The organism is Streptomyces sp. 7R007 (genome assembly GCF_054850255.1).
Genome location: NZ_JBTWMV010000095.1, coordinates 1 through 13,588, shown reverse-complemented (window position 1 = coordinate 13,588; position 13,588 = coordinate 1). Strand labels below are relative to the sequence as shown.

The 13,588-nt window shown below is 73.1% G+C and carries 12 protein-coding genes; 5 read left to right on the top strand and 7 right to left on the bottom strand.

All coding sequences use genetic code 11. The features are described 5' to 3' along the window. Positions 1-44 precede the first annotated feature (44 nt). Positions 45-998, bottom strand: coding sequence for an SMP-30/gluconolactonase/LRE family protein (locus tag ACYF6T_RS43290; RefSeq protein WP_461703478.1), 954 nt, complete (start codon positions 996-998; stop codon positions 45-47). A gap of 258 nt (positions 999-1,256) precedes the next feature. On the opposite strand from ACYF6T_RS43290, the gene ACYF6T_RS43285 reads away from it, so the two are divergent. Both ACYF6T_RS43285 and ACYF6T_RS43280 read left to right on the top strand, forming a co-directional pair. Beyond that, entirely contained in the window at positions 1,257-2,978 is a 1,722-nt protein-coding gene (locus ACYF6T_RS43285; protein WP_461703477.1) for a S8 family peptidase, read from the top strand. A 51-nt stretch (positions 2,979-3,029) separates the two neighbouring features. Then, positions 3,030-3,605 (top strand): hypothetical protein, encoded by a 576-nt coding sequence (locus ACYF6T_RS43280; protein ID WP_461703476.1) that lies wholly within the window; start codon positions 3,030-3,032, stop codon positions 3,603-3,605. A gap of 62 nt (positions 3,606-3,667) precedes the next feature. Here the strand turns inward: ACYF6T_RS43280 and mshC are convergent, their stop codons facing one another. From mshC to ACYF6T_RS43260, 4 genes are all read right to left on the bottom strand, one after another. After that, a complete protein-coding gene (gene mshC, locus ACYF6T_RS43275) occupies positions 3,668-4,897 on the bottom strand; it encodes a cysteine--1-D-myo-inosityl 2-amino-2-deoxy-alpha-D-glucopyranoside ligase (protein ID WP_461703475.1) in 1,230 nt (409 codons plus the stop codon). 94 nt (positions 4,898-4,991) lie between these two features. Next, positions 4,992-5,807, bottom strand: coding sequence for an SCO1664 family protein (locus ACYF6T_RS43270; protein ID WP_461703474.1), 816 nt, complete (start codon positions 5,805-5,807; stop codon positions 4,992-4,994). Next, positions 5,771-6,361: a DUF3090 domain-containing protein gene (locus ACYF6T_RS43265; RefSeq protein ID WP_461703473.1), complete on the bottom strand. Its 591-nt coding sequence runs from the start codon at positions 6,359-6,361 to the stop codon at positions 5,771-5,773. The genes ACYF6T_RS43270 and ACYF6T_RS43265 overlap by 37 nt, the downstream gene beginning before the upstream one ends. Before the next feature lie 82 nt (positions 6,362-6,443). Beyond that, a complete protein-coding gene (locus ACYF6T_RS43260; protein ID WP_461703472.1) occupies positions 6,444-7,130 on the bottom strand; it encodes a histidine phosphatase family protein in 687 nt (228 codons plus the stop codon). A 62-nt stretch (positions 7,131-7,192) separates the two neighbouring features. On the opposite strand from ACYF6T_RS43260, the gene corA reads away from it, so the two are divergent. Continuing rightward, positions 7,193-8,188, top strand: a complete 996-nt coding sequence (gene corA, locus ACYF6T_RS43255; protein ID WP_461703471.1) for a magnesium/cobalt transporter CorA — start codon at positions 7,193-7,195, stop codon at positions 8,186-8,188. On the opposite strand, the gene ACYF6T_RS43250 is transcribed toward corA, so the two are convergent. Together ACYF6T_RS43250 and ACYF6T_RS43245 are read right to left on the bottom strand one after the other, a co-directional pair. Next, on the bottom strand, positions 8,185-8,973 hold the full coding sequence (locus ACYF6T_RS43250) for a ferritin-like domain-containing protein (RefSeq protein WP_461703470.1): 789 nt from the start codon (positions 8,971-8,973) through the stop codon (positions 8,185-8,187). The genes corA and ACYF6T_RS43250 overlap by 4 nt on opposite strands. A 233-nt stretch (positions 8,974-9,206) precedes the next feature. After that, the gene (locus ACYF6T_RS43245; protein WP_461703469.1) at positions 9,207-10,262 is read right to left on the bottom strand and encodes an LLM class F420-dependent oxidoreductase; all 1,056 of its coding nucleotides are present in this window, start codon (positions 10,260-10,262) and stop codon (positions 9,207-9,209) included. Between the two features lie 113 nt (positions 10,263-10,375). On the opposite strand from ACYF6T_RS43245, the gene ACYF6T_RS43240 reads away from it, so the two are divergent. Both ACYF6T_RS43240 and ACYF6T_RS43235 read left to right on the top strand, forming a co-directional pair. Further along, positions 10,376-11,362: an aldo/keto reductase gene (locus ACYF6T_RS43240; RefSeq protein ID WP_461703468.1), complete on the top strand. Its 987-nt coding sequence runs from the start codon at positions 10,376-10,378 to the stop codon at positions 11,360-11,362. Beyond that, positions 11,359-13,578 (top strand): helix-hairpin-helix domain-containing protein, encoded by a 2,220-nt coding sequence (locus ACYF6T_RS43235; RefSeq protein WP_461703467.1) that lies wholly within the window; start codon positions 11,359-11,361, stop codon positions 13,576-13,578. Before ACYF6T_RS43240 ends, ACYF6T_RS43235 begins: the two co-directional genes overlap by 4 nt. Positions 13,579-13,588: the final 10 nt, after the last annotated feature.

The window sequence follows — 13,588 nt, the reverse complement described above, 5'->3', positions numbered from 1 at the left end:
CACCCGGTGTGCACCGCCCTCGCCACGGCTGGACCCGCGCGCGGCTAGACGCGCGCCACGGCCACCGCGTCGTACTCCGTGTCCGGGGTCGGCTCCACGTCGAAGCGGGCGTTGGGCAGGTAGAGACGGTCGCCCCAGGCGGCGACGGTCGTCGGGATGCGGAAGCGCGGGTCGGTGATGCGGGCGATCGCGGTGCCCTTGGTGCCGGCCGCGTTCAGCCGGAAGACGTCGATCGCGTTCTGCTGCTGCTGGACGGCGTAGAGGATCCGGCCGAGCAGCAGCAGGCCGTCGCCGTTGGGGAGCCGGGCCGGGCCGAGGTCGACCGAGCGGGCCGCTCCGGTGCGCGGGTCGACGCGCATCAGGCCGCCGCCGTCCGCGACGGTGTTGACCACGAGCAGGGCGGTGCCGTCCGGGGTGCGCTCGATGCCGTTGGCGGTGAAGTCGGGGCCCTGCACCCAGTCTCCGGTCAGCGGCACGGTCTCGACGGCGCCCGGGGTGCCGTGCCGGTCCAGGCCCAGCCGGTAGAGCACGGCCCGGTAGGAGTCGGTGAACCAGGCGGCGTCCGGGGTGAGGACCACGTCGTTCACGAACTGGCCACCGGGGTTGTGGACGTGCTCGATCTCGCCCGTGCGGGCGTCGACGGTGCGCAGTTCGCCGCTGACGCCTCCACTGAGGAAGAGCCTGCCGCGCCGGTCGGTCTTCAGCCCCACGGTGGGGTGTTCGGCGCCGAGGCCCTGGCTGATCACCGCGCCGCGGCCGGTGGCGAGGCTCGCGCGGTAAACGGATCCGTCGGCGAGCGAGCCGAAGTAGGCGTGCGGGCTCGCGCCGATGGTGATGCCCTCCGGCTGGAAGCCGTCGGGCAGGGGGAACTGGGCCGGCCAGGCGCTCGCGCGGGTGTCCGCCGCCTGCGCGGTGCCGTGGAGAAAGGCCGCTCCCGTCAGGGCGGCGGCCGTGGTGAGCAGTCTTCGACGTGCGAAGGAACGATCGGTGGGTGCCACTGTGCGTCCTTCCGCCAAGGGGCCGGCGGGTGGCCGGCCGAACGGGTCAACAGACGCTCCCACCCCATCACATGACCCGTGTCTCCGCAGCCTTCGGCCGGATTGTGACGTGACATCGGTTTCCGGACGGAATGCACCCGTTACCCAATCAACTTGTTTTCAAACCGAGTTGCCGAAGACAGCCTTTACGGACCGCCCCGGGAGTGCTTGGTTGGGCTCCGATGACGCACCCGCACGGACCGAAGGGAGCGGTACCCGATGACCGACCAGGTACAGCCGGCGGGGGGCCCGGGGGCGTCCGGGCCCGGGCCCGACGGAGCGGGATTCACCTATCGAGGAGCCGAGCGGGAGCTGATCGTCGTCGCCCGCCCCGAGGTCCGGCTGCGGGCCGGCGCGGAGGGCGTACGGTCGGCCGGGGGCGCCGACGTCTCCGCCCTCGCGATGTTCCTCAGCGACGAACAGCTGGGTCTTGAGCCCTTGTTCGGAAGTGAAGAAAGGTTACAGCAGACGGCTGCCCCGGCCGACGCGAGCATGCCCGACCTGGCGCTGTTCTACCGGGTGCGCGGCGCGGACAGCCGCGCCGAGGAGCTGCGGTCGCGGATCGCCGCGCTGCCGGGCATCGACACCGCGTACATCAAGCCCGGCGCCGTACCGGCCTCCCTGACGGAGGAGGGCGGCCGGTTGAAGGAGGGCGCGCCGGTCACGCCCGACTTCACCGGCCGGCAGGGCTATCTGCGCCCGGCGCCCGAGGGGATCGACGCCCACTGGGCCTGGCAGCGCCCCGGTGGATCGGGTCAGGGGGTGACGGTCATCGACGTCGAGGGCGCCTGGCAGCTGGGCCACGAGGACCTGGCCGCCAAGCTCGCCGGCGTCGTGGTCGGCACCCCGCTGACCGACCTGGCCTGGCGCAACCACGGCACCGCCGTGATCGGCGTGATCGGCGGCGACCGGGGCGAGCACGGCGTGACCGGCATCGTGCCGGACGCGGTGACCGCGGCCGCCTCCTTCCAGGGCATCGGCACCGCGGCGGCCATCCACGCGGCGGCCGACCGGCTCGGCCCGGGCGACGTCGTCCTGGTCGAACTGCACCGCCCCGGACCGCGGTTCGAGTACGCCGAACGCGACGACCAGCGCGGCTACATCGCGCTGGAGTGGTGGCCGGACGACTACGCGGCCATCCGCTACGCCACCGGCCGGGGCGTCCTCGTCGTGGCCGCCGCGGGCAACGGCGGCGAGTCGCTGGACGACGCGGTCTACGAGCGCCGCCCCGACGAGTTCCCCGAGTGGTGGCGCAACCCCTTCAACCCCTCCAACCCGTCCTCCGGCGCCGTCCTGGTCGGCGCGGGCGCCCCGCCGCCCGGCACGCACGGCCGCGACCACGGCCCGGACCGGTCCAGGCTCGCGTTCTCCAACTACGGCGCCCGCGTGGACGCGCAGGGCTGGGGCCGCGAGGTCACGACCACCGGCGGCTCCTGGGACAAGCCCGGCGATCTGCAGGGCGGTGCCGAGGAGATCGTCTGGTACACGGACACGTTCTCCGGGACCTCCTCCGCCTCCCCGGTGGTGGTCGGCGCGCTGGCCGCGCTCCAGGGCATGCTCAAGGCGGCCGGCCAGCCCCCGATGTCCCCGGAACGCGCCCGTGAGGTGCTGCGGGCCACCGGCTCGCCGCAGCAGGACGCACCGGGGCGGCCGGCCTCCCAGCGGATCGGCAACCGGCCGGACATCAAGGCGGCGGTCACGCGTCTGCTGCCGCAGGCGGTCGGCTCCGGCCGCGCCGAGCGGTACTGGGACGAGCTGCTGCCCTACCCCCGTGAACTCCCGCCGAGGCTCCGGCTGTTCGTGGCCGGCGCGTGGCGCAACCTCAACCACCCGTCCCCCGAGATCCGTCAGGCGGTGCACTCCGCCTTCGCCGGAGGACGGCCCGACGTCCGGGTCTGGTTCTCGGACGACGAGATCGTCGGCCTGGTGGTCACCGGCTGACGGTCCGCACCACCGCACGTCCCGTCCACATCAAGGGAAGGTGACACCCGTATGAGCATCACCCCGCAGATGGGCCAACTGGGACAGCAGGGCCAGCAGTTCCCCAGCACCTCGCCCTACCAGCAACAGCAGCCGTTCGGTCAGCAGGGCGGCGGCCAGCAGGGCTTCGGCATGGGCGGCGGCTCGCTGGAGCAGCTCCAGCAGCTCGGCCAGCAACAGCCGTACCAGCAACTGCTGCAGCAGATGGGCCAGCAGCACCAGCAGCCCTTCGCCCAGCAACAGCAGCATCAGCAGCAGGACCAGCAGGCGCAGCAGCAGGAGCGTCAGGTGCAGCAGGAGCTCCAGCAGCTCGCGCAGCAGGTGGTCCAGCAGATCGTGCAGCAGGTGCAGACGCAGGCCCTCGCCTCAGGTGTGGCGAACGGCTTCGTCGACATCGTGCACCCGCTGCAGGGCCAGCCGCAGCAGATCTTCCTGCGCATCAACGGCCAGTTCCGGGTCCTCAACAACCCGCAGCCGCAGGCGCACCAGCAGATCCAGGAGGCGTTCGCGTTCGGCCACCAGGTGATCGGCGTCTGGGACACGCAGTCGCCGAACGTCCTGCGCAGCGTCAGGATCCAGCGGATCTGACCTTCGTCCCGCCGTACAGGGGGCGCCTCTCCGCGGGGGAGGCGCCCCTCCCGTACGACTCGCTACAGAGCCACGCCCAGCAGGGCGTCCACGGCACGCGAGACGACACCGGGCGCGCCGGTGTCCGTACCGCCGTGCTCCTGCTGCCCGGCGGCCCAGCGGTCGACCGCGGCGAGCGCGGCCGGGGCGTCCAGGTCGTTCGCGAGGGCCTCGCGGATCTCCTCGACGAGCGCCTCGGCGGGCGGGCCGTCGGGCCGGGAGACGGCGGCGCGCCAGCGGCCGAGCCGGGCGACGGCGTCTGCGAGGACCTGGTCGGTCCACTCCCAGTCGGCGCGGTAGTGGTGGGCGAGCAGTGCGAGGCGGATGGCGGCCGGGTCGACTCCGTCGCGGCGCAGAGCCGACACGAAGACGAGGTTGCCCTTCGACTTCGACATCTTCTCGCCGTCCAGGGCGACCATGCCGGCGTGGACGTACGCCTTGGCCATCGGGAACTCGCCGGTGAGCACCTGGGCGTGTGAAGCGCCCATCTCGTGGTGCGGGAAGGCGAGGTCGGAGCCGCCGCCCTGGACGTCGAAGGTCATGCCAAGGTGGTCGAGGGCGATGGCGACGCACTCGATGTGCCAGCCGGGGCGCCCGCGGCCGAGCGAGCCGCCGTCCCAGCTGGGCTCGCCCTCACGGGCGGCCATCCACAGCATCGGGTCGAGCGGGTTCTTCTTGCCCGGGCGGTCCGGGTCGCCGCCGCGCTCGGCGGACAGCAGCCGCATGGCGGCCGCGTCGAGGTTCGAGACCTTGCCGAAGTGGGGGTCGGACTCGACGGAGAAGTAGATGTCCCCCTCCAGCTCGTAGGCGGCGCCGGCGTCGCGCAGCCGCTCGACGAGCGGGACGATGCCGGGTATCGCCTCGACCGCGCCGATGTAGTGCTTCGGCGGCAGCATGCGCAGGGCGGTCATGTCCTCGCGGAAGAGGGCCGTCTCCTTCTCGGCGAGGGCGGTCCAGTCGATGTCGTCGCGCTGGGCGCGCTCCAGCAGCGGATCGTCGACGTCGGTGACGTTCTGGACGTAGTGGACCTGCCGCTTGGTGTCGAGCCACACGCGCTGAACGAGGTCGAACGCGTTGTAGGTCGCCGCGTGCCCCATGTGGGTGGCGTCGTACGGCGTGATGCCGCAGACGTAGATACGGGCGACGGGACCGGGGTCGAGGGTGACCAGACCGCCGGTCGCGGTGTCGTGGATCCTCAGGTCGCGGCCCTGACCAGGCAGGGCGGGGACCTCGGAAGCGGGCCAGGCATGCATGTCATGAGCCTAACCGGACGGATGTTCCGTATACGAACCGGACCGGGCCGGATGGCCGGTAAGGCGGTCTTGCGCGTTACCGGCCGGTGTGCTCCTACACCGGCGGCCAGGGGATGGCCGGCCACTCGCCGCCGGGCTCGGGGTGCCTGCCGGACTCCAGGAGTACGTCGACCCGCGCGCGGGTGGCGTCGAGTTCGGCCGGGGTGATCAGCGCGGCCAGGCGTGCGGCGAGCGCTCCGCCGTCCGCGAGCCCTTCCCTGAGCCCCTTGAGGACCTCGACCGCCTCCCCCGTCAGGGGCTCCCCCGCCCAGCCCCACAGCAGGGTGCGCAGCTTGTTCTCGGCGTTGAAGGTGACCCCGTGGTCGATGCCGTAGAGCCGCTCCCCGGCCGGCAGCAGGTGGCCGCCCTTGCGGTCGGCGTTGTTGATCACGGCGTCCAGCACGGCGAGCCGGCGCAGCCGCTCGTCGTCGGCGTGCACCAGCAGGGCCGTCTTCCCGTCGCCGACCTCCGCGAAGCCGATCGCCTTCCAGCCCGGCCCGGGCTCCTCGCCGTCCACCAGGGCGAGCAGCTCGGCCTCCCCGCTCACCTCGACCCACAGCTGGACCATGCCCTCGCCGTAGGGCCCCTCGCGCAGCACGGTCGGCGGGACGAGCCCCCAGCCGGTCGCCTCGGAGACCTCGTACGCGGCGACCTCCCGCTGGGCGAGGGTGCCGTCGGGAAAGTCCCACAGCGGGCGCTCGCCGGCCACGGGCTTGTAGACGCAGGCCGTCTCCCGGCCCTCGTGAGAGACCGTGCAGTACAGGGCCGCGTTGGACGCCTCGCGGATACGGCCGCGCACCGTCAGCTCGCCCTCGGCGAGCAGCTGCGTGGTCGTCACGCTCCGCGGCGGTATCCGTTCTGGCGCGGACATACGTGTCCTTCCGGGTCCAGCGGGAGGCTGCACAGCGGGCACGGCGGCCGCCCGGCGTTGACGACGTCGAGGGCGCGCTTGGCGAAGGCTCTGGCCTGCGCGCCGGTCAGCCGGACCCGCAGCATCGGGGGCCCGTTCTCCTCGTCCTGCAGCAGGCGTTCCTCGGCCTCGGCGAGGTCCTCCTCGCTGTCGGCGTCGAGTTCGACGAGGGCCTGCGCCTCGACGATCATGCGCTGTTCCTCGCCGTCCCAGGCGAGGGCCATCGTGCCGACGCGGAACTCCTCCTCGATCGGTGTGTCGAGCGGGGCCGTGTCGGCGACCTCCGTGGGGGCCACGGCCGGGACGGCTGCGCTGCCGCCACTGCGCCGTACGACCTCGTCGAGCAGTTCTTCCATGCGCTCGGCGAGGGCGGCGACCTGGGTCTTCTCCAGGGCCACGCTGGTCACCCGGGGGCCTGCGGTGGCCTGGAGGAAGAACGTACGGCGTCCGGGCAGTCCGACCGTACCGGCCACGAAACGGTCCGGGGGGTCGTAGAGGAACACCTGACGGGACACGTCCTGTCTCCTGGGTCTGGATCTGGATCGGCTTCGGGACCGGCGGCTTGTTGCGACCGCTTCACCCTACTGCGCCCGACGATCACGGTGCGCCCGCACCGCCCCCGACCGGGGCGTCGTCGGCCGGCGGCTCCTCACGCGGCACCAGGGACGTGAAATCACCGGTGTCACCGAGGCGGACGAGAAACGGCCTCAGGCGGGTGTAACGGATCGCGGTGATGGAACACGGTTCAACGGAAATCCTCTGGAAGAGGTCGAGATGAAGTCCGAGTGCGTCCGCGACGAGCGACTTGATGATGTCGCCGTGCGAGCACATGAGGTAGACGGCGTCGGCGCCGTGGTCGTGCTCCACGCGCGCGTTCCATTCTCGTACGGCCTCGGCCGCGCGGGTCTGCATCGCGCGCATCGACTCGCCGCCGGGGAACGCGGCCGCCGACGGGTGCGCCTGCACGACCTGCATCAGCGGCTCGTCCTTGAGCTCGGCGAGCTTGCGGCCGGACCAGTCGCCGTAGTGGCACTCCCCGATCCGCTCGTCGGTGTGGGCGGTCAGCTCGGGGCGGGCCTCGAGCAGCGGCCGCAGGGTCTCCTGGCAGCGCTGCAGCGGGCTGCTGACGACCTCGGAGATCGGCAGCCCGGCGAGCCGCCCGGGCAGCGCGGCGGCCTGCGCGGCGCCGCGCTCGTCCAGGGCGACACCGGGTGTCCACCCGGCGAGCAGTCCCTCGGTGTTGGCGGTGGATCGTCCGTGCCGGACCAGGATCAGCGTGGGCATGCGGCCCAGGGTAGGCATACGCCCGCGTACGGCGGGCGCCCGAGGACGGGAGAATACGCTCCGTGATCGTCGACTGTGCCATCTACCGAGACGGCCACCGGACGGAGGGGCCCGAGGACTTCTCCGACGCCCTGGAGGAGGCACGGGTGGCGGGCGGCTTCGTGTGGATCGGGCTGCACGAGCCGTCGGAGAAGGAGTTCGACCTGGTCACGCAGGAGTTCGCGCTGCATCCGCTGGCCGTCGAGGACGCTCTGACCGCCCATCAGCGGCCGAAGCTGGAGGTCTACGACGACTCGCTGTTCGTGGTGCTCAAGCCGGTGGTGTACGAGCCGGACAGCGACCGGGTCTCCACGGGCGAGGTCATGATCTTCCTCGGCGACTGCTTCGTGGTCACCGTCCGCCACGGCGAGGGCTCGCCCCTGGGCGCCGTGCGGCAGCGCCTGGAGCGCGAGCCGGAGCTGCTCGGCAAGGGGCCCACCGCCGTCCTGTACGCGGTCTCGGACGCGGTCGTCGACCACTACCTGGACGTGGCGACCGAGTTGCAGACCGATCTGGAGGAGCTGGAGACGGAGGTGTTCCAGCCGGACGGCGGCGGCTCGCGGAACACGGCCTCGCGGATCTACGGCTTCAAGCGGCAGATCCTGGAGTTCCGCCGGGCGACCGGCCCGCTCACCCTGCCGCTGACCCGGCTCGCGGGCTCGGGGCCGTTCGGCGTGACGGTGCCCTACGTCAACGACAAGGCGCGGCCCTTCTTCCGTGACGTCGGCGACCACCTCGCGCGCGTGAACGAGTCCGTGGAGGGCCTGGACCGGCTGGTGTCGGACATCCTGTCGGCGCATCTGGCGCAGATGAGCGTGCGGCAGAACGACGACATGCGGAAGATCTCCGCGTGGGCGGCCATGGCCGCGATCCCCACGATGATCGCGGGGGTCTACGGCATGAACTTCCAGCACATGCCGGAACTGCACTGGGTGTGGTCGTACCCGGCGGTGATCGCGGTGATGGCCGCCCTGGAAGTGGTGCTGTACCGGCTGTTCAAGCGGCGCGGCTGGCTCTAGGCGAACTCGGGCGCCGTGGTGGCGGGTCCGCCCAGCGCGTCGCGCCGTTCGGGCATCCGCAGGCTGACCATGCGCCGCCAGCCGGCGAACCGCTCGTAGGCGTAGACGGCGTGGATGCCGGCCGCGAGCACCGCCGCCTTCGCCTTCGGCCAGCCCAGGATGCGGCCCATGTGGTCCATCACGGCGAGGCTGACGTCCCGGTAGACGCGGATCTCGGTGAGGGCGCACTCGCGCAGGGTGCGCTGGATGGCGCGGCCGTGGCCGGCGCGGGCGAGGCGGAGCAGTTCCTCGTGGCAGTAGGCGAGGTGGTTGTCCTCGTCGGCGGAGATCATCTTCACCGCGCGGCCGATGTCGGGGTGGTCGGCGAAGTGCCGGCGCAGCAGTTCCATCTGCTCGGAGGCGCGCTGTTCGGTGACCCGGCTGTGGGCGAGGTAGGTGACGACGTCCTGCACGGTGAGCGGTTCGTCGCTCTTGAGCTTCTCGTGCGCGAGGCCGATGCCGTACCGCTCCAGGAGCATCGTGTAGTCCGTCTCCGGCGGTACCGGGACGGGCTTGAGGCCGCGCTTCTTCATCAGGGCGTTGAAGATGCGTCCGTGCTTGTCCTCGTCGGCGCCGTGCCGGGCGATCTTCGGGGCGAGGGGGCGTTCACCCTCGGGTACCAGCGCCGCGATGCGCGCGTTCTCCCAGCCTCCCTGCGACTCCCCGCTGGCCGCGATGGAGCAGAACAGCGCGAAGGACTGGTCGTCGTCGAGGATCTCCTGGAACAGACTCTTGGCCGAAAGCATCGTGAGCACCTCTCTGCAGCACGCGGCGGAATCCGCAGAGAACGAGTCAAATGCGGCCAGAGGGGCGCGGCAACAGCTGTGTCGGACAACTCCGCCGAAAGAAGGACCACCGGGGTCACTTCGGGGGCGTAACCGCGCGCGCCACGGCGCGTTGTTCCCCGTGACGGCCGTGGCGGGGAAGACCCCCGAGCCCCCACCACGGCCGCGGAAACCTCCGGCGGTCGCACCCCCGCTCACGCCAGCCCAGCGCGCTCCAGGGCCTCGACGCCGGCCCGCAGCGAGGCGATCCGCTCGTCGAGGGTGAAGCCGGCCGGGGAGAGCGAGAGGGTGGTCACGCCGGCCGCCGCGTACTCCTTCATCCGGTCGGCGATGCGGTCGACGGAGCCCAGCAGCGTGGTCTGGTCGATCAGGTCGTGCGGGAGGGCGGCCGCGGCGCCCTGCTTGTCGCCGGAGAGGTACTTCTCCTGGACCTCGGCGGCCGCCGCCTCGAAGCCCATGCGCTGGGCGAGCTGGTTGTAGAAGTTCTGCTTGGCGCTGCCCATGCCGCCGACGTACAGCGCGGTGTAGGGGCGGAAGGCGTCGGCGAGCGCGGCGACGTCCTTGTCCTCGCCCACGGCCAGCGGCAGCGTCGGGTGGACGTCGAACCCCTCCATCGTCTTCCCGGCCTTCTCCCGCCCGGCCCGCAGGTGCCTGAGGGTCGTCTCCTCCAGGTGCTCGGCGGAGGGGAAGATCAGCAGCGCACCGTCGGCGATCTCGCCGGTCTGCTCCAGGTTCTTCGGGCCGATCGCGGCGATGTACAGCGGGATGTGCTCGCGGGTGGGGTGCACGGTCAGCTTGATCGGCTTGCCGGGGCCGCCGGGCAGCGGCAGGGTCCAGTGCGCGCCGTCGTAGGTCAGCCGCTCGCGGCTCATGGCCTTGCGTACGATCTCGACGTACTCACGCGTGCGGGCCAGCGGCTTGTCGAACTTGACGCCGTACCAGCCCTCGGAGACCTGCGGTCCGGAGACGCCGAGGCCCAGGCGGAAGCGGCCGCCGGAGAGGGAGTCCAGGGTGGCGGCCGTCATCGCGGTCATCGCCGGCTGGCGGGCCGGGATCTGGAAGATGGCCGAGCCGACGTCGATGCGCTCGGTCTGGGCGGCGACCCAGCTCAGCACGGTGGCCGCGTCGGAGCCGTAGGCCTCGGCGGCCCAGCACACGGCGTACCCGAGGCGGTCGGCCTCCTGGGCGACCGCCAGGTTGTCCGCGTCCATTCCGGCGCCCCAGTAGCCGAGGTTGATCCCGAGCTGCATGGCCGATTCCCCTTACCGATCAGTAACGTCCCTGTTCGGGAGACCCTAGCGCGTGGAAACTGGTTGTCCACAGGCCCCCACACCGTAGGTTCCGGCCAGTAATCTCGGCGTTCATGGAGCAGAGGCATCTCGGCCGTACGGGCCTTCGCGTGTCCCGCATCGGACTCGGCACGCTGACGTGGGGCAGGGACACCGACGAGCACGACGCCGCGGACCTCCTGAAGACCTTCTGGGAAGCGGGCGGGACGCTCGTGGACACGGCGGACGTGTACGGCGACGGAGAGGCCGAATACCTGCTGGGACGCCTGATAGAAGGGCTGGTCCCGCGCCGGGATCTGGTGATCTCGACCAAGGCGGGCAGCGTGCCCGACCCGGACCGCCGGTTCGACGGCTCGCGCGGCCATCTGCTCTCCGCGCTCGACGCCTCGCTGGCCCGTCTGGGCACGGACTACGTCGACGTCTGGCACATCCACGCCTACGATCCCTCAACGCCCCTGGAGGAGACCCTCCAGGCCCTCGACCTGGCCGTCAGCAGCGGTCGCGCGCGCTACGCGGGCGTCTCGAACTTCTGCGGCTGGCAGCTCGCCAAGGCGGCGACCTGGCAGCTGGCGGCGCCCGGGACGCGGACGCGGCTGGCCAGCACGCAGATGGAGTACTCGCTGCTGCAGCGCGGGGTCGAGCGCGAGGTGCTCCCGGCCGCGCTGGACCTCGGCATCGGGCTGCTGCCCTCCTCCCCGCTCGGCCGGGGCGTCCTGACGGGCAAGTACCGGGGCGACGCGACGCCCCCGGACTCCCGGGGCGCCTCCGAGCACCTGGCGCCGTTCGTCGCGCCGTACCTCGACGACACCGCGAGCCGGATCGTGGACGCCGTGCAGACCGCGGCGGACGGGCTCGCGGTGACGCCCCTCCAGGTCGCCCTCGCCTGGATCCGCGACCGGCCCGGAGTGACCGCGCCCGTCATCGGCGCGCGCAACGCGCAGCAGCTCACGGCGGCGTTGTCAGTGGAGGCCCTTAGTCTTCCTGACGAGATCTGCCGGGCGCTCGACGACGTGTCGGCGCCCGTGCACCGCTATCCCGATCACGACTGGAGCACGCTGTGAGCACGGACCCGCAGACCACGGAGAACTCCGAGCCGGGGATGCCGGGGGACGGGGGCGAGCCCGCGGCCGACGGCACCGGAGCCGAGGGCGCTGCGGAGGGCTCGGGGGGCGGCGCGTCCGAAGTCGCCGGCGGTGCGGGCCAGCCGGCGGAGGAGGGCGGGGAGTCCGGCACCGGTCGGACCGACGGTGACAAGCCGGCCGCCGCCCAGTTGTCCGAGGCCGAGGCCGAGTTGGCGGCGCAGCGCCTGGAGCGGGAGCGGATCGAGCGGCGCAAGGCCGAGAAGAAGGGGCCGATCGAGGCCGGCACGAAGCTCAGCGGCACGGCCGCCGATCTGCTGGCGGCGGTGCGGGCCGTGGAGAGCGGGGAGAAGCCCGTGGCCACCGTCTTCGACGAGGCGGCGCCCGCCCCGCGCCGGCCCGCTCCCGAGCCGCTACGGCGACCGCAGCCCACCCCGGCCCCCGTCGCGCCCGCGGCCCCCGCGCCGGACGCCGTCGACGCGGTGCGGCGCGTGCTGGCCGACGGCGGCGCGCCGGACACGCTCACGGCGCAGGTCGCCGCCGTGCTGGGCGAGGGCGCGGACGAGCAGCTGCGGGCCGACCCCTGGCAGTTGCTGCGCGTCGGCGGGGTGCGGCCCGAGCAGGCCGACGGCTTCGCGCGGGCGCTGCTCGGCGCGGAGTGCGGACCGGACGACGAGCGGCGCGGCCGGGCGGTCACCGGCTGGCTGCTGGAGCAGGCGGCGCTGGCCGGGCACACGGCGCTGGAGATGCCGGCGCTCACCGCGGCGCTGGGCCGGCAGACCGTGCCGGACCCGGAGGCGGCCGTGCAGAACGCCGTGGCGGAAGGCGAGGCGCTGGTCTTCCAGGACGCCCTCGACCCACGCGCGCCCGAGCCGGAGGACGAGGACGAGGAGCGGCCGGTGCGCGTCCTCGTCGGGCTGGAGCGGTACGCCCTCGCGGAGGAGAGCCTCGCCGACGGCCTGGCCCGGCTGGTCAACTCCGTGCCCAAGGACGACGACGGCCGGGCCGAGAGCTGGGAGCGGGTGGCAGGCGCGACCGCCGACGCGGCCGCCGAGCTGTCCCGCGCGGTCGCCGGTCACGGCCTGGTCCTGCACACCGGTGGCCCCGCCTCCCTCGTGGAGCCGGCGGCCCTGGTCCGGGAGGCGCACCGGCAGGGGCTGCGCGTGTGCGCCGCCGCCCACACCCCGCAGGGCCGGGACGCCTTCGCCGCCCTGCTCGGCCTGCCGGCCGACGGCCACGGCCCCTCGGCCACCACCGTCGCCGGGCTGCTCGCCGGCGCCGAGGGCCCCGGCCGGGACGCGGAGGGCGCCCTGGCGGTGGATCTCCTGGTCGTGCTCGACGCTCCCCAGCTGGACGTCGAGACGGCGGCCCTGCTCGTCGAGTCCCTGCCCGACGGCGCCCGGCTGGTGCTGGCCGGGGACCCCGCGGTGCTGTGGTCCGCCGGGGCGGGCCGGGTCTTCGCCGACCTGCTGGCGGCCCGCGTCTGCCCCCGCGTCGCCTCCCGCCGCCCCGACCCCGGCCCGGTGGGCGAGCTGGTCTCCGCCATCGGGGTCGGCGAGCTGATCACGGTCGACGCCCCGCACAAGGAGGTCGTGATCGTGCCCGTGCGGGACGCGGGCGAGGCGGTGCACCGGACCGTGCAGCTCGTCACGGACTCGGTGCCGCGAGCCGTCGGCATCCCCGCCGACGACACCGTGGTGATCACTCCGGGCCACGGCGGCGCGGCCGGCACGCGCGCGCTGAACGCCGCCCTGAAGGAGCGCCTCAACCCCGGCCCCGGCCGCTTCGGCGGCTTCGACCCCGGCGACCGGATCGCCTACTCCCCCGCCCCGGGCCGTACGGTGCCGGGCCGGGTCGAGGGCGCCGACGCCGACGGACTGCGCCTGACCTGCGCCGGGGCCGCCGTCGTCGTACCGAAGGAACGGGTCGAGCAGTCCGTACGGCACGGCTGGGCCCTCACCGCCCACCAGGCCGTCGGCGCCCGCTGGCCGGCGGCGGTCGTGGTCCTGCCCGGCGACGCGGCACAGTCCCTCAACCGCCCCTGGGTCTACACGGCGTTCGGCCGCGCGACTCGCCACCTCTCCGTGATCCACGGTGTGGACCAGGCGCTGCCCCGCGCCGTGGCCGACCTCCCGGCCAAGCCCCGCACCACACGCCTGCCGGTGCTGCTGGCCACGCAGCTGCCCACGACCGGCTGACACACCGGGA